15 protein-coding genes are annotated in these 16,151 nt (G+C 44.5%); 7 read left to right on the forward strand and 8 right to left on the reverse strand.

Going from position 1 to position 16,151, the window contains the following annotated elements; genetic code table 11:
• Positions 1-68: 68 nt before the first annotated feature.
• The 3 genes from AC0VYA_RS09330 to AC0VYA_RS09340 form a co-directional block, all read right to left on the reverse strand.
• Positions 69-2,147 carry a 4Fe-4S binding protein gene (locus tag AC0VYA_RS09330; RefSeq protein WP_475490821.1) on the reverse strand — a complete coding sequence of 693 codons (2,079 nt, stop codon included), beginning with the start codon at positions 2,145-2,147 and terminating at the stop codon, positions 69-71.
• A 66-nt stretch (positions 2,148-2,213) separates the two neighbouring features.
• Entirely contained in the window at positions 2,214-3,734 is a 1,521-nt protein-coding gene (gene exaC, locus AC0VYA_RS09335) for an acetaldehyde dehydrogenase ExaC (RefSeq protein ID WP_475490822.1), read from the reverse strand.
• A 295-nt stretch (positions 3,735-4,029) separates the two neighbouring features.
• Entirely contained in the window at positions 4,030-4,665 is a 636-nt protein-coding gene (locus AC0VYA_RS09340; protein ID WP_475490823.1) for an SDR family oxidoreductase, read from the reverse strand.
• 394 nt (positions 4,666-5,059) lie between these two features.
• Here AC0VYA_RS09340 and hpf point away from each other — a divergent pair, with 394 nt between their 5' ends.
• Both hpf and AC0VYA_RS09350 read left to right on the forward strand, forming a co-directional pair.
• Complete coding sequence (gene hpf, locus AC0VYA_RS09345) at positions 5,060-5,416, forward strand: ribosome hibernation-promoting factor, HPF/YfiA family (protein WP_006993757.1); 357 nt, start codon at positions 5,060-5,062, stop codon at positions 5,414-5,416.
• A 201-nt stretch (positions 5,417-5,617) separates the two neighbouring features.
• Positions 5,618-5,848 carry a hypothetical protein gene (locus tag AC0VYA_RS09350; RefSeq protein ID WP_011574694.1) on the forward strand — a complete coding sequence of 77 codons (231 nt, stop codon included), beginning with the start codon at positions 5,618-5,620 and terminating at the stop codon, positions 5,846-5,848.
• Positions 5,849-5,955: 107 nt separating this feature from the next.
• Here AC0VYA_RS09350 and AC0VYA_RS09355 read toward each other — a convergent pair whose 3' ends face one another.
• Positions 5,956-6,873, reverse strand: coding sequence for a LysR family transcriptional regulator (locus tag AC0VYA_RS09355; protein ID WP_011574695.1), 918 nt, complete (start codon positions 6,871-6,873; stop codon positions 5,956-5,958).
• A 237-nt stretch (positions 6,874-7,110) separates the two neighbouring features.
• Entirely contained in the window at positions 7,111-8,508 is a 1,398-nt protein-coding gene (asnS, locus tag AC0VYA_RS09360) for an asparagine--tRNA ligase (RefSeq protein WP_011574696.1), read from the reverse strand.
• 257 nt (positions 8,509-8,765) lie between these two features.
• On the opposite strand from asnS, the gene AC0VYA_RS09365 reads away from it, so the two are divergent.
• Together AC0VYA_RS09365 and AC0VYA_RS09370 are read left to right on the forward strand one after the other, a co-directional pair.
• Positions 8,766-9,152: a hypothetical protein gene (locus AC0VYA_RS09365; RefSeq protein ID WP_011574697.1), complete on the forward strand. Its 387-nt coding sequence runs from the start codon at positions 8,766-8,768 to the stop codon at positions 9,150-9,152.
• 189 nt (positions 9,153-9,341) lie between these two features.
• Positions 9,342-9,653 carry a hypothetical protein gene (locus AC0VYA_RS09370; protein ID WP_011574698.1) on the forward strand — a complete coding sequence of 104 codons (312 nt, stop codon included), beginning with the start codon at positions 9,342-9,344 and terminating at the stop codon, positions 9,651-9,653.
• Between the two features lie 143 nt (positions 9,654-9,796).
• Here AC0VYA_RS09370 and cysK read toward each other — a convergent pair whose 3' ends face one another.
• Entirely contained in the window at positions 9,797-10,828 is a 1,032-nt protein-coding gene (gene cysK / locus AC0VYA_RS09375) for a cysteine synthase A (protein ID WP_475490824.1), read from the reverse strand.
• 141 nt (positions 10,829-10,969) lie between these two features.
• Between cysK and AC0VYA_RS09380 the strand changes: the two genes are divergently transcribed.
• The 3 genes from AC0VYA_RS09380 to ggt all read left to right on the forward strand — a co-directional run bounded on the left by AC0VYA_RS09380 (position 10,970) and on the right by ggt (position 14,769).
• On the forward strand, positions 10,970-11,422 hold the full coding sequence (locus AC0VYA_RS09380; RefSeq protein ID WP_475490825.1) for an Lrp/AsnC family transcriptional regulator: 453 nt from the start codon (positions 10,970-10,972) through the stop codon (positions 11,420-11,422).
• A gap of 165 nt (positions 11,423-11,587) precedes the next feature.
• On the forward strand, positions 11,588-12,961 hold the full coding sequence (locus AC0VYA_RS09385; RefSeq protein ID WP_011574701.1) for a Na+/H+ antiporter NhaC family protein: 1,374 nt from the start codon (positions 11,588-11,590) through the stop codon (positions 12,959-12,961).
• A 104-nt stretch (positions 12,962-13,065) separates the two neighbouring features.
• The gene (gene ggt / locus AC0VYA_RS09390) at positions 13,066-14,769 is read left to right on the forward strand and encodes a gamma-glutamyltransferase (RefSeq protein ID WP_475490826.1); all 1,704 of its coding nucleotides are present in this window, start codon (positions 13,066-13,068) and stop codon (positions 14,767-14,769) included.
• 57 nt (positions 14,770-14,826) lie between these two features.
• On the opposite strand, the gene lpxH is transcribed toward ggt, so the two are convergent.
• Both lpxH and ppiB read right to left on the reverse strand, forming a co-directional pair.
• Positions 14,827-15,600, reverse strand: coding sequence for a UDP-2,3-diacylglucosamine diphosphatase (lpxH, locus tag AC0VYA_RS09395; RefSeq protein ID WP_475490827.1), 774 nt, complete (start codon positions 15,598-15,600; stop codon positions 14,827-14,829).
• Positions 15,601-15,653: 53 nt separating this feature from the next.
• On the reverse strand, positions 15,654-16,148 hold the full coding sequence (ppiB, locus tag AC0VYA_RS09400) for a peptidylprolyl isomerase B (RefSeq protein ID WP_033187010.1): 495 nt from the start codon (positions 16,146-16,148) through the stop codon (positions 15,654-15,656).
• Between the last annotated feature and the right edge of the window lie 3 nt (positions 16,149-16,151).

Below are 16,151 nucleotides of genomic sequence, written 5' to 3' on the forward strand. Positions count from 1 at the left end.
AGCTTATGTTGCAATCACACTGATATTGCACACGTTGTGCACCAACTAGGCTGATTTTCTGCTCAGCGTTATTTTACTTCTCGTACTCTTATTGATTTTTTATTGTATTTGTCCACCACACATAGTCGCGGACTCTCAATGGTAACAAGACACTCAAGGCATTGAATACACTCATTATAATCAATGTTACCAGTGGGTTTTATGGCGTCGATCGCACATTTTTTATTGCGACAAAGCTGACAAGGGCTACCACATTCTTTGCGGCGCGTTAGCCACTTAAACAACGGGTAACGTCCTAGTACTGCTAAGCCAGCACCTAATGGGCATAAATAGCGACAGTACACTTTGTGAATCTTTAAACTCAAAGCCAGCAATATCAGAGCATAAAGAACGAAAGGCCAGTAGCGCACGAAATTCAATGTAATTGATGTTTTAAATGGCTCAATTTCGGCTAGCTTTTCTGCCAATGTCAGGGAATAGAATGAACATGCCACTAGCCCGAGAAGCACTAAGTATTTTATCTTTTGGGCAAACTTGTGATGTTTCGGTGAAATTTTTAGTTGGCGAATACGCAGCCTCATTGCCAGCATGCCCATAAATTCTTGCAGTGCGCCAAAAGGGCATAGCCAGCCGCAAAACACCCCCCGACCCCATAAAAATAGGGTTACAAACACAAACACCCATAAGATAAAAATAACCGGGTCGAGCAGGAAAACCGTAATATTAAAGTCGCTTCCTAGGGCAAGGAGTAGGGTGTATATATTCACCACGGAGAGTTGGCCTTGGGCGTAGAAACCGACAAAAAATAATACAAATATTAAACTGGCAAAACGCAGTCGATGTACTTTGGTTTGGCTTTTCGCTAGGGAGTGTTGCGTGACGAACACCCATAAAACGAACAGTAGATAGAGCAGGGTGAGACCAATTTGCACTGGGCGATCTAGCCATATTTTCTGCCATAATGGACGCTGACTGACTTGACTTAAAGCATCAGGTGTTTCTTCAAACAAGTCTGGGTTTGGCGTGATCGTAAAAGGAAATGCATGCTCTTGTTGATTCAAGAATGACGAGTGATAGCTTACTGATAAGTTCAAATTGAATGGTTGGCTTATATCAAACCCAGATTGAGATTTAATGCGGAACACACGCTGATCATCAAACTTTGGTAACTGCATAGCAAAGCTTGGTGGGTAGAAGCTGTAAAAATCTATATCTCGAACGTCTACCGGAAACCCACCTTGCTCAGCGTTTAACCGGCTCGAGGTTGTTTGGGGAATAAACTCTTCACTGATAAAGGAGTATTGTCCCTTATTGAATAGCATTAACGCGTGCTCGCCGGGCGACAGCTCTTCTATAAGTCGCTTATATTCTTGGTCGCCCAACAGGTTTCTGCCAATCATAGGGATGTTGACGAACGCCACATAGATATCAATAAAGTCATCGTGGCCATCCGCTAAGCGTTTCACTTTCTGCGCTAACTTGGGCGAAATGTTCATTGCCTCTTTGGTGCTTACCACCCAATGATGGATATACTTTTTTTCGAGCAGTTGTTTAAAGGTCAATGAATGATAGAAATCTTTCTTAATCTGATGAGGATGCGCCGCTAAGAATCCGTCAAGTTTTTGCCTAGCGACTTTAAGCGCCGATGCGATGATGGTGTCATTGATAACAAGCACGGAAATTGTCGCTCGGGTTACGCCATCAAAGTAGGTATTATCAGCTGAGTGTTGTTCACGGCTATTGATGATGAAACGTTCTTTGATTGAGTGCCCAGGGTATTGTGCGATAAAACTGAACATGGCTTCTTCGCCTAGGCCATGCAAAAAAATCGGTTCATTATGATTAAGGACCTTAATACCAGTGATGATACCTTTGGTATCCAAACCGATGAGAAGGTTGATTGTTTGCCCCGAAAAACCAATGAATTGTGTGAAATCGTCAGATTCAAAGGTATAGCCAAGTAACTCGTTCAATTGGTATACAGGCGTAACAGCAACATCCTCAAGGGGGGCCTCGATCCGGGTTGCGCTTGGAAATATATGTGCGATGTTCGCCGGAACAGTATCGGCGTGACTGACCAATGAAAAAAGGGTCAACAATGTGCCAATAATCAAGGCTAGGTAATTCAGTTGGTAAGATAAACGCATGTTGGATCAGCGAATAAATGTACATACCGCCTGCGGACAGAATCAGGCGGCATGTACTTCTTCAGCTTAGAAGAAACCTAGTGGAGCAGTGTCATAACTCACCAACAAGTTCTTGGTTTGTTGATAATGATCTAACATCATTTTGTGCGTTTCGCGGCCTATGCCAGATTTTTTGTATCCACCAAAAGCTGCGTGAGCAGGGTACAGGTGATAACAATTGGTCCATACGCGACCTGATTCTATTGCCCGCCCCATCTTGTGCGCTAAATTAGCGTCTCGGGTCCAAACGCCTGCACCTAAACCGTAAGCGGTGTCATTAGCGATAGCGACCGCTTCTTCTGGCGTTTTGAACGTAGTGACTGAAATAACAGGCCCAAAAATTTCTTCTTGGAAAACACGCATTGAGTTGTCGCCTTTGAGGATAGTAGGCTGAATGTAGTACCCATCATCAATTGCCGGTGCAGATTCTTCAGAGAACCCTCCAGTTAACACTGAAGCGCCTTCTTCACGGCCAATGTCAATGTAACCCATAATTTTATCGAACTGAATTTTCGATACCTGAGCACCTACCATAGTGCTGTCATCAAGAGGATTGCCACGAATGATTTTTTTCGTTTTTTCTAGAACACGCTCCATAAACTCATCGAAGATATCTTCTTGCACTAAGGCACGTGAAGGGCACGTACAGACTTCCCCTTGGTTGAAGAAACCCAAAGCAAAACCTTCAGCGCATTTATCGAGGTAATCATCTTCAAAGTTGGTAATGTCTTTGAAGAAAATATTCGGGGATTTACCACCAAGTTCTACCGTAGAGGGAATGAGATTTTCAGCTGCACATTTTAAAATGTGGCCGCCTACCGCAGTTGAACCAGTAAAAGCAATTTTTGCAATGCGTGTACTTGTTGCTAAAGCTTCACCGGCTTCTTTGCCGAAACCGTTAACGATATTAAGCACGCCCGCAGGTAGGATATCCGCAATCAATTCGGCCAACACAAGGATACTTGCAGGTGTTTGCTCAGCAGGTTTAAGCACGATGCAATTACCTGCTGCGAGTGCTGGCGCTAATTTCCATGCTGCCATTAAAATTGGGAAGTTCCATGGGATAATTTGCCCTACAACGCCCATTGGCTCATGAAAGTGATAGGCAACTGTGTTGTCATCAATTTGCGAGAGTGTACCTTCTTGGGCTCTTATGCAGCCAGCGTAATACCGGAAGTGGTCGACGGCTAATGGAATATCTGCGCCCATGGTCTCTCTGATGGGTTTACCATTGTCCCAAGTTTCTGCAACAGCGAGTTTGGTCAGGTTTTCTTCCAAGCGGTCCGCTATTTTTAAAAGGATATTTGAGCGCTCTTGCACTGAGGTTTTACCCCATGCATCTTTTGCGGCATGAGCTGCATCAATCGCCAATTCAATATCTTCTGCACTAGAGCGAGGGATCTCACAAAATTCTTCGCCAGTAACAGGGGTTAGATTATTAAAGTAAACACCTTTAACTGGCGCTACCCATTCACCGCCGATAAAGTTTTCATACTTAGCTTTAAAATTGATTACAGCATCAGCGCTGCCTGGGTTTGCATAGATCATAATGTACCTCGTATCATTGACTGGAAAATTCAGCGTATGTTTGGTTCAAAGGATTTACCCTTAAGGGATGAAGCCAATGTGCTAGTTCGGGTACTAGAATAGGCGGCAAGCGTTGCTCAGCACCATGCTTCCTTTGCACAAAAAAACTCATACTTTAGAAGTAGGATATAGGTCTATAGCGGGATACAGCGGGTTTAGAAGGAAGACTTCGGTTGTTAATAGCTAAGTAGTAGGGATAAAAAAGCCCTCAGTGTGAAGAGGGCCGGTTTCTATGAACTAATGATGGTACAGCGCTTTAAGCGAAAGCTTGCTCAAGGGATTGGTTACCATTAAACAACTCGTACGTGCTGTTGTTTACATTTTGGTTGCCTAGCACGAATACCAACGCTTCGGCGACGTCTTCTCGGGTGATGATCATCTTTTCTTTACTGTCGGGTTTAGCCGTTTGGAAACCGCCTTTGGCATCTTCATCTTTTAAACTACCCGGACGTAAAACAGTGTAATTGAGACCGCTATTTATCAAATGCTCGTCGGCCATGTGCTTGGCGACTAAATAGGGCTTCATTTTATCTGAGCCTTGCGCTGGGTCATCGGCGCCGATAGAGCTGATCATAACGAATTGAGACACATTTGCTGCTTTAGCATAATCTACCGCCTTGCACGCAGACCATAAATCGATAAGCATGGTTTTATCCGCGCCGGTACTACCGCCAGAACCCGCTGCGAATATGACTCTATCGCAACCTTTAAATGCATGACTAAAATCTTGTTCTAAATCACCTTCCACTACTTCTAAGTTCTCGCTCTTGATATCGCTCAATTTAGACTTGTCTCTTACTAGCCCAACAACCGTTGCGCCATCGTCAAGTAGCTTCTGTGTGGTCATTTTGCCGATCTGTCCGCTTGCACCTATTATTAGTGTCTTGCTCATTTTATTTCTCCTAAAGTCTAGTATTCCTCGCGTAAATAAACCGCTTATGATGGCGGTGTTGGTTTAATAAGGCTGAGCATATCTTTGCTCATGGCCTAATAACACTGGGGTCTTATTTATTGATTTCAATGAATAAGAGGTTATTAGCATTCGTACGACGATCTATGCGATAAAGACCATAGGGAGGGAATAAGAAAAACAATTCGCACGCAAAATGTACATGTTGTACGTAAGTTCAGCGAATGATAGCCAATAAAAGCAATTAAATGTGAAATGACGCGTGGAGTGCTTGTTTTTTAAAACGCAGCCCCAAGGTCTATTACTAGCAACAAGAAGACGTACAGTAAGAAATACAGTACAACAAAGAAGTAACGTTAATCCAAAAGGAAAACCTATGAAAATAAATCTTTCAGGTCACCATGTAGAATTAAGCGATACCGTAAAAGAACATGTAAACGAAAAATTTTCTAAGCTAGCCAGCCATTTTCCAACTTTAATCGCCCTTGATATCATTATTTCCAAAGAGCATGGCGAGTTCGATGTAGAAATCAGCACCCAATATGAGGGCTCACGTATTTCGGCCTCAGCAGAGAATCCGGTTATGTATCCTGCTATTTCTAAGGCAGCCAAAAAGCTAGATGCTGCGCTCAAGCACCGCAAAGGTCAGTTGAAAGGGGATTTACACAAAAAACCTGAATGCACCACCCCTGATATCGCCCATGAAATTATTCAAGAGATGGATTTGCGTTAAAATACATCATCTTTCTTCTTAGATTACCTAGCCGCTCTTTGAAGCGGCTTTTTTATGGAAAACGCTAAGGGTGAAGGGGGGACGAGAAAATACCACCCTAGACAGCTAACATAACCTTTATTACTATGCGCGGCTGCAAAGTCGCTCTTTGCAGAATGCGCCGCACGCCACCATAGCCTAATTATATAATGTGAGAACACAGTGTTGATCAGCGAACTTCAATTTCAATTTAGTGACGCCCAAGTGGCCAACCGATTTCTTAATGAGTTGACGCATTGGACGTCATCATCGGGCAATGTGGCTGTTAAAGCCAAACTGTCCAAAGGTTCTGATACCGTGAGTGTTAAATACCAATTCGACGGTAAAGGGTTTGATTACACCTGCTCTGAACTTGACGATTTGGCCAATCAGTATGGCGGGGAAGAGGTTTAAAAAGCGGCTTTAAAGTGAGTGTGAGAAGCGAGAAGTCATAAAAGAAAAGATTAAACGCCCAAGCATAAAGCACATGGGCGTGATTCAATGAAAACGTATAATAGTCGTTATGAGACTGACACACTGGGATGAAACGTCGTGACAACTTCAGCGATTTGTTCGCGAAGCCACATATGCGCGTGATCATGATCCGCACTCACATGCCAGTACAAAAAGTATTCTACTGGAGCCAATTCAAAAGGTAATTCGTATATTGAGCAATCATAATGCTTAGCAAGATGATATGGCACACATGCGATTAAATCGGTCTTTACAATCACCGCAGGCACGGTCAAAAAGTGTTGGCCACGCATTACCACGCGCCGTTTTAAATTGAGTTTGTCCAGCGCAACATCAATTGGACCCGCACCCGTGCGGCGCTGAGAAATATTGATGTGTCCAAGCTGTAAGAAAGTGTCTAAATTTAACCCTTGGCTTAGTGCTGGGTGATTGCGCCGTGCGATGACAACAAACCTATCTTCTGCAATTTTCTGTTTACACAAATGTGGATCAACAAATGCCGAGGAGGCATCCGCGTAAAAATCTAAACTACCACTTGCCATCGCAGACACAATATTGCTGCGCGAAATATCGTAATTGGTGAGTGTTATGTTTGGCGCTACGTTCTGCAGCTGAGCGGTGAGCCTCGGCATAATACTCGCTTCGAGTAAGTCTCTGGCAGCGAAGTTGTAGCTTATTTCTGCTGTAGCGGGATCGAATGTATGACTTTCCTGCACACTTTTACGCAATAAGCCCAGCGCTTCGCGAGCGGGACCGATGATATTCTGCGCCGCTGGAGTCGGCGTCATGCTGTGGCCTGTGCGCACAAACAGCGGGTCGTTCAACATTTCTCGTAGGCGTGCGAGTGAGTTACTGACCGCTGGTTGTGTGATACACAATACGTCTGCCGCTTTCGTCAAACTACCCGCGGTATATATCGCATCGAATACGGCAAAAAGATTAAGATCTATTCTATTTAAATTCATAGTATTTTCACTTTACGCTCTAATTAGGCTTAGGGTAGCCTAAATAATCCATCATTTGAGGTAATGTTGGATTATACAGAACATTCATTAAATTAATAGAATGAGAATGACGCTTGGATGTAAGAAATTGTAATAAAGTGCTTTAATTCAAGCATATAGCTGAAAATAGAGGGCTTTTGTTACTGACTGGTATAAAAAAGCCACCCAAGTAGGTGGCTTATATTGAAGGGGACAGATTTAGTAGTTTGCATTACCCGGTGTACGTGGGAAAGCAATTACGTCTCGAACGTTTTGCATGCCAGTGACATAAGCAACTAACCGTTCGAAACCGAGACCAAAACCAGAGTGGGGCACTGTGCCATAGCGACGTAGGTCACGGTACCAACTGTAATCTTCCTGATCTAATCCCATTTCAGCTAAGCGACGGTCGAATACGTCAAGGCGTTCTTCACGTTGTGAACCACCAATGATCTCTCCGATCCCAGGGGCGAGTACATCCATAGCGGCAACAGTTTTATTGTCGTCGTTAATACGCATATAAAACGCTTTTATGTCTTTTGGATAGTTCTGCATGATAATTGGCGCGCCTACATGCTCTTCTGCCAAATAACGCTCGTGCTCTGACGACAAGTCAACGCCCCAAGAAACTGGGAACTCGAACTTCTTGCCACAATTTTGCAAAATCTCAATGGCGTCGGTGTAGTCCATGCGCACGAAGTCTTGCTCGATGACTTTTTCTAACCGCGTTATCGCATCCTTGTTGATCCGCTGCGCGAAGAAGGCCATGTCATCAGCGCGTTCAGCCAGTACTGCTTTAAACACATATTTAAGCAAATCTTCAGACAATTGAGCGATATCGCTCAGATCGGCAAACGCCACTTCAGGCTCAATCATCCAAAATTCAGCTAAGTGACGGCTGGTGTTTGAATTTTCTGCACGAAACGTTGGACCAAACGTATAGATTTTTGACATCGCTGTCGCGTATGTCTCACCGTTTAATTGCCCTGATACCGTTAGGAAGGTTTCTTTCCCAAAAAAGTCTTGGCTGAAATCAACTTGACCTTGTTCGGTTGTTGGTACATTCATCATGTCTAGAGTAGACACGCGAAACATTTCGCCTGCGCCTTCGGTATCGCTGGCGGTTAAGATAGGTGTGCTCACCCAGCAATAGCCGTTTTCATGGAAAAAGCGATGAATTGCTTGAGACAAACAGTTTCTTACACGGGTCACTGCGCCAATCACGTTTGTTCTTGGGCGCAAATGAGCGTGCTCGCGAAGGTATTCTAAACTATGGCGCTTCGGGGCCATAGGGTAGGTATCTGGGTTTTCTACCCAGCCAACGATTTCAATCTCATCGGCTTCTATTTCAAGCGATTGGCCTTGGCCTTGCGATTCCTTAAGCACGCCAGTGGCGATGATGGAGCAGCTAGTGGTTAACCGTTGAATGTCGGCATAATTATTCAGGGTATTCAGGGCGATGACCTGAATAGGGTCAAAGCAACTTCCGTCATGCAAAGCAACGAAGGATAAACCAGCTTTCGAGTCACGGCGGGTTCTCACCCAACCTTTTACGGTGACCTGCTGACCTACTGAATATTTACCGGCAAAAATATCTGCCACTGGGGCTTGCGCCATGTTTTCTCTCCAAACCACTTTGGGTATTTAGTAAAATTTAGCAATGCTAAATTATGTCATTCTTTTAGGGGGAAGTGCCATGATAACGCTGTATATTCGGTTAAAATAGCTAATCTTCGGTACATAACGATCCAATTTGTGTGAAATTTAGGCGCTGATGGCTATTATTTTACGTCTGTTTGTTGGCTAATTTCACAAGGTGTGTAATCTTACTCAGGTGGCGCTTAGACTCAAGAAAAATCGGATGCGAGCAGACAATGGAAATAGACAAGCAAAGTTGGCAAGGCGAAAACCGTCGTAAAACACGGGTAGAGAACGATAAATTATTTCAAACCATGGTTGGGGTGAATGTTGTGGGCTGGGTGGTCTTCCTGGCTGCCTTAATCGTGTTTCATTATGCCCGCCCGGAATTCGTGACAGGTGTGCAAGATTTTTGGGGGGTCACTGGCCGCGAACAATGGTCGTCTTCTTTAAGTACCTATTTAGTCGCTTTGCTATTTGCCTGCGTAGCGTTGAGTTTGACGGTTTTACTAATGAAGCGTAAGCGAACTAGAAGAAAGAACGACAATTTCGGTATCAATGGATTGGTATTGTTGTTGGTCGCGTCTTTAAGCCTTGCGGCGTTATTTTTCGAATTTAATTAATGTGTAGTGCCCATTTATGTATTGGGCGAGTTTTATTTACCGTAAAATTGATACGCCTCATTTTACGTTCAATATTCCCTCAAAATCAGTTTGATAGCCCTCACTTTGATGGCTATATTGTAGTGGTCTTGCATACGAAAGTGCATTAGGGACAAGTCACACAAAAAGGAATTTTTAGAGGAACTAATAATGTCTAATAATAAAACACTTGTATCACTTCTATTTGCCGTCGCTGTTCTTGCCATCGTTATAACTGCTTTTTTGCCTTTGGCGAATATCCCACAACAGACCTCTGGTGCCTTATTTTTTATGGCCGCAATTTTATTGTTTAAAGTTGCCGGTGCTATTTCAGCGGGTATCTTGGTGATGCTCTTTGTCAGTGATAGACCGTGGCGCAAGCTGCGTCATATTGACGACATCAACTTTGCCCAAGGCAATCAACAAAATGAGGGAAAACGACAGCCGTTTAATCATGCCTATAACGGCCATTCGCCAAAATAACGCGCTGCTCCATAGATCATTCGTAAAAGCGCGTTAGCACATTGGCGGCGATAAAAAGGCGCTAAAACATTAGCGCCAAAATCGGGATGGTGATAGAAGGTTTTCGGCTCACCGATATCTGCGTATCGTCATGAGCATTCACGTTACTCCTGAGCAAATAAGTCAGTACTGAAATAACGCTCTGCGGTATCCGCTAAGATAGTCACAATATTTTTGCCCGTAAGCTCTGCTCGCTGAGCGACTTGAACAGCCGCGTATGCCGCTGCGCCGGATGAAATACCCACCGGTAAACTCTCTACGCGAGCAAGTTCCCTCGCATAAGCAATAGCGTCTTCGTTACTCACGGTCATGATTTCATCTAACAAACTGACATCTAATACGTCAGGCACGTGCCCTGAACTTAGTCCTTGAATTTTGTGCACACCGCCACGACCCTCACTCAACACAGGGCAAGATGCCGGCTCTACCGCAATGATTTTTATTTTAGGGTTACGAATTTTAAGTGCTTTGGCGATACCAGTGATGGTGCCGCCTGTGCCGACGCCAGCGATCAGCACGTCAACTTCTCCATTGGTGTCGCGCCAAATTTCCTGTGCGGTACTGTTAAAATGCATATCAGGATTCGCTTGGTTGCCAAACTGATCAAGCATCACAGCGCCTTGTGTTTCTGCTACCAAGGCTTTTGCCTTATCGATAGCGCCCTTAGTGCCTAAGTCTTTTGGTGTGGTGACCACTTTCGCGCCATAGTGCTTAATCAGTTTTTGACGTTCAATCGACATATGCTCAGGGATCACTATGGTCAAAGGAATGCCTTTCATGGCACATATCCATGCGCAGGCAACGCCGTTGTTGCCTGAGGTTGCTTCAATAATCTGAGTAGTTTCATCAAATGAATCTGAAAGCATGAGTGCATTGATCATGGCCAGTGCAGGGCGGTCTTTAATTGAACCTGCAGGATTAAAGTATTCCACTTTAGCGAGTATTTCACCAAGCGTATTGTACTTCTTGCCCAAACGACTCAAGCGTACCAGAGGGGTATTACCAATGGTTTGAGTGATATCTTCATAAATACGCCCTCTGGTGAAGGTTGCTGAAGCGTTTTTAGGGTCAGCTGGTAGATTGTGGTTGTCATCATGCGTGTTGTTTACAGCAATTGATAGGGCTTCGGTCGACATGCTTGGTATTCCATTGATTGAAGAAAAATCTACTAAATACTATGCCATGAGCGCGAAGGAATAAATTTCTAACAATTGCGTTTGTTTGACTATTTTTGTAAATTAATTCCTATAATTTTGGTAATTGTGGAAATAATTTTTATGGATAGGCTAGATAAAGAAATTTTAAGGCTATTGCAAGATGATGCCACCCTATCTGTTAACGATATTGCTGAGCGCATCGGTTTGAGTACAACGCCTTGTTGGCGGCGTATTCAAAACCTAGAAAAACAGGGGGTGATTAAGAAACGTGTGGCCTTATTAGATGCAGACAAATTAAACCTAGGAATGACCGTCTTTGTGCAAGTCAAAGCTGGGCAACATGATATTAATTGGTTGAGCCGATTTGCTGAGTACGCCGCCGGAATGGAAGAAATTGTTGAATTTTACCGTATGAGTGGCGAGTACGACTATATGCTAAAAGTGGTGGTCGCTGATATGAAGGCCTTCGATGTGTTTTATAAAAAACTGGTAGGGGGCGTTGAGTTGTCGGATGTCACATCCAGTTTTGCCATGGAACAAATTAAGTACACCACGGCTCTAGCAATTCAATAGTATTTAAAACCTTACGAAAAATAGTGTAATGTTGCTGACGAGTACCTCCAAAGCGTGATAATTTATTCAAATACTTACTCGTTAAGAGTAAATATTTATTTGAGGCAACACTCCCCGTTCAACACACAATAATAATAGCGCACTGGCGCATATATAAGGTTCTATATGGAATGGTATTCTATCCTGCCGCCGATTATCGCAATCGTGGTGGTTTTTTGGCGCAAAGAAGTCATCTTGGCATTGATTCTCGCCATTTTCTCAGCTGAAGCATTGCTGGCCTATCGAAACGGTAGTGAGTTTTTATTCAACGGCATTATTGGCTCGATTGAGCGAGTCATTGAAATAGCGAGTTCCGCTGGTAATACACGCATTCTCATATTCAGTGTGTTAATTGGTGCTTTGCTAGCCTACATTCGCAACTCGGGTGGGGTAACCGCTACAGTTGAAATGTTGATCAATAAAGGCGTGGCTAAAAGTAAGCGGCAAGTGGGTTTGTTGACCATGTTTACTGGCATAGTGGTGTTTATTGAGTCCAACTTGAGTGTATTAGCGTCGGGCATTTTATCTCGCGGATTATACGATAAATTTAAAATGAGTCGCGCACGGTTAGCGTATGTTATCGACAGTACCAGCGCACCTGTTTGTATCTTAATTTTACTTAATGGCTGGGGGGCGTTCGTCCTTGGTTTACTAAGTAATTACGAATTAGAAGAGTCTCCAGTCTCCATTTTATGGGGCACTATTCCGTTTAATTTCTACGCTATTATTGCGTTACTTATCGTCACCTACACTATCGTCACAGACAAAGTACACGGGCCCTTGCGCGAAGCCGAGCGCGAGATGCAGCAGAATAACGATGTCAGTTTGCCCATCCCCCCTAGTAAAGCGCGTTTCATGCTTGTTCCTCTGGGTACCATGATATTCGGTATGATTGGCTTTATGTTGTGGACGGGGGATGGAGATATTGCCGCAGGAAGTGGTAGCAAATCTGTGCTGTATGCAACTGTGCTGGCGTGTATGGTCGCGTATTTATTATTAATAAGCGCGAAAAAATACACCCATAAAGAGTTAGTAGACGAAGGGTTCAAAGGGATGGGTGAAATTTTACCACTAGTCACTATTGTGCTGTTTTCACTGACGTTAGGCGGCAGCCTCAAAGAACTGGGAACAGGTATTTTTGTCGCTAATCTAGTGGGTGATTATTTGCCACTGTCGTTGATAGTCCCTGTGTTGTTTTTAGCGGGAGGGATCATGTCTTTCACCACGGGAACAAGTTGGGGTACTTTCGCCATTCTTATTCCTATTGGTGTGCCACTGATTCAAACCTTAGGTTTACCCCCTTCGCTAGTACTTGCCGCAATTTTAGGCGGCGGGGTATTCGGCGATCACTGTTCGCCGATATCTGACACCACAGCCGTATCGTCGATTGCATCAGGGTGTGATTTGCTCACGCACGTTCGCACGCAAATGCCCTACGCCTTATTTGGCGGTGCCTTGGCATTTATTGCGTACTTTATTGCCAGCTTGATCATGCTATAAGCGTTATTGCTCGTGCATCACTTTTGTGCTTTTGTTGATAACAAAAATTACGCTGACAAAAGTGATGTACTGAACGTTTTAAACAGTCACTATTAGGAAGTCTGATGAAATTTTCACTCGTGTTATTTTCAATTTGTATGCTCAGCGCTTGTGGTGCTCAGCAAGAGCAGGGCGCAGCAAAAACACAAAGCCAGCATGACGCCTCAGCTGCGCAGCAGCAAAAAGCGGCAGTCGCTATGCCCGATGCCTTTAGTGCGGACGTGGCAAAGCAGATCATGCAAGAAGGTGGAAACGCGGTTGATGCCGCAATAGCTGCACAATTTGTGCTTGCGGTCACATTACCTGAAGCAGGCAACATTGGCGGTGGTGGTTTCATGCTGGTGTACAAAGACAAGGAGTCTGACTTTATCGACTATCGCGAGCAAGCGCCACTTGCTGCCCATCGTGATATGTACCTTGATGCACAGGGTAATGTGGTGCCATATCAATCAGTGATTGGCATTTTATCATCAGGCGTACCCGGCACAGTGGCGGGCATGTGGCTAGCCCATGAAAAGTACGGTACATTGCCGTGGAAAGACCTAGTCGACCCTGCTGTTAAATTAGCGAAGGATGGCTTCGTCATGCCCGAAAAACTCGCTGGTTACATTGGCCGTTATAGCAAGCGGTTAAAAGACAAAGGCTTTGAGGTCAATTTTGATGATTATTTCGCGTCTGCCAAAACAGGGGAAGTGTTTAAACAAGCTGAGCTTGGTGCAACGTTAGCGCTTATTCGCGATCAAGGACGTGATGGTTTCTATAAGGGTAAAACAGCAAAAATCATCGCTGATTTTATGGCTAACCATAAAGGCCTGATCACAGAACAAGATTTAGCAGAGTATGAAGCTAAAGCTCGCCAACCTATCAGTGCAAAATGGCGTGAATACGATGTGCTCACCTCACCACCACCGAGCTCAGGCGGTATCGCGATAATTCAGTGGTTAACCATGTATGACCAGCTCACCAAGGGCAAAGACAAGCTCGAGCATAATTCTGCGCCCTACATACATTTATTAGCAGAGGCAGGTAAACGCGTGTTTGCCGATAGAGCTGAGTATTTAGGGGACCCAGATTTTGTTCAAGTGCCGGTATCTGAGCTAATTGACCCAGATTACATTGCTAAGCGCGGCGCTGATATCAGCTTGGACAGCATCTCAGTCACTGAGTTAATCAAGCCCGGTTTGAAAGAAAGCGAAGAAACCACGCATTTTTCGATTGTGGATAAATGGGGCAATGCAGTGTCAAACACCACCACGATCAACTTGGGGTTTGGCAGTGGTGTGGTGGTAGAAGGCGCAGGCTTTTTATTAAACGATGAAATGGATGACTTCAGTGCTAAGCCAGGGGTAGCAAATGTGTTTGGTGCAGTTGGCGGCGAAGCAAACGAAATTCATCCTAAAAAGCGCATGCTCTCTTCAATGACCCCCACCATCGTACTCAAAGACGGTGAGGTGAGTGTAGTGACGGGCTCACCCGGTGGCACCACGATTATTAGCTCGGTTTATACGTCTATTTTGAACGCGCTAGAGTTTAATATGAGCGCCCAAGACACCGTGGATGCACCGCGTTTTCATCACCAATTATTGCCTAAAGATGTTATTCGCCACCATGATGGGATTGCACCAGAAGTGATTACATCATTAGAAGATATGGGCTACACCATGGAAGCTCGCCGGTTTGGTGATTTACACACGATCATCAATCGTGGTGGGGAGCTACAAGCCGGCTCTGAGTCCCATGGTAGAGGCAAATCAATGGTGTTCGAGTAGGGCACCGTTTTTTTTGCGTTGAATAATGTTGTCTGTTTAGACAAGATACATGCACTATTAACTGGAAGCGTTATCAGTCCCATAAGGGCTGCTTACGCTTTGCGTAAAGAAGGGATGTGCCGTTAACGAGAGCGAGTCTTTTGTCACTTTCAAAATACTGCCTTGATCGTACCAATCGCCTAGGACGATGCGCTTGGCTGGTTGGCCGTTGACAGTGAGTTCGTGAATGGCTGGGCGATGAGTATGACCATGTATTAAGCGTTGTACATTATAGCGCGCCATAGTGTCGATCACTTCTTGCTCCGTCACATCCATGATGTCATTGGTGAGCTGCTTTTGGTTTTCTTTACTGGCTGCTCGGCCGTTATCAGCAATTTTTTGTCGTGTTTTCAAGGGTAAGCACAATACTAACCTTGGCCACCACCAACCACGGGCTTTTTTACGGAATTTTTGATAGGCCACGTCTTTCGTGCACAGTTCATCACCATGGGTGATCAAGGTGGGTGTGCCGTATAAATCAATCACCACTTGTTCTGGCAATAAGGTAAAGCCAGCTTGTTTCGCGAAGCGTTCGCGGATCAAGAAATCGCGATTGCCATGAATAAAAAAGACCTCCACTCCAGCCTCTGCCACCTGTTTGAACGCGCTGGCGACCTGCTGATTGAATGGGGTTTGATTGTCATCGCCAATCCAGGCTTCGAACAAATCGCCTAACACATAAAGTGCATCTGCTTGTCGTGCGTCGTGCGCAAGAAACTGAAATAAACAATGGCTAATATCTTCGCGCTCAGCAGATAGATGTAAATCGGCAATAAAGTAGGTAAAAGACATGGGGGAGACTCGATAAAAGGCCTGTTCAGAATAAACAGGCCTCGAAAAATAGATTATTCGCTAACTTCAACTTTCTGAATAACCACATCTTCTACAGGCACATCTTGGTGATAACCAGAGTTGCCCGTTTTAACGTCTTTGATCTTGTTGACCACGTCCATGCCGTCGGTCACTTTAGCAAACACGCAGTAACCCCAACCATCGCCAGATTCGCTGCGGAAGTTCAAGAAGCTGTTGTTAGCCACGTTGATGAAAAACTGTGAGCTAGCAGAGTGCGGCTCATTTGTACGTGCCATAGCCAATGTGCCTACTTCGTTGGCAAGGCCATTGTTAGCTTCATTTTTAATGGTCGCTTTAGTTGCTTTTTGCTCCATGCCCGGCTCGAAACCACCGCCTTGTACCATGAAACCATCGATAACACGGTGAAAGATTGTGTTGTCGTAAAACCCTTCTTTGGCATAACTCAAAAAGTTAGCAACTGTCTCAGGCGCTTTGTCTGCGAAAAGCTCTATGTTAATGACGCCGTAGTTAGTATGAATTGTGACCATTTT

This window comes from Paraglaciecola sp. QJM3NY_14, from assembly GCF_056173245.1.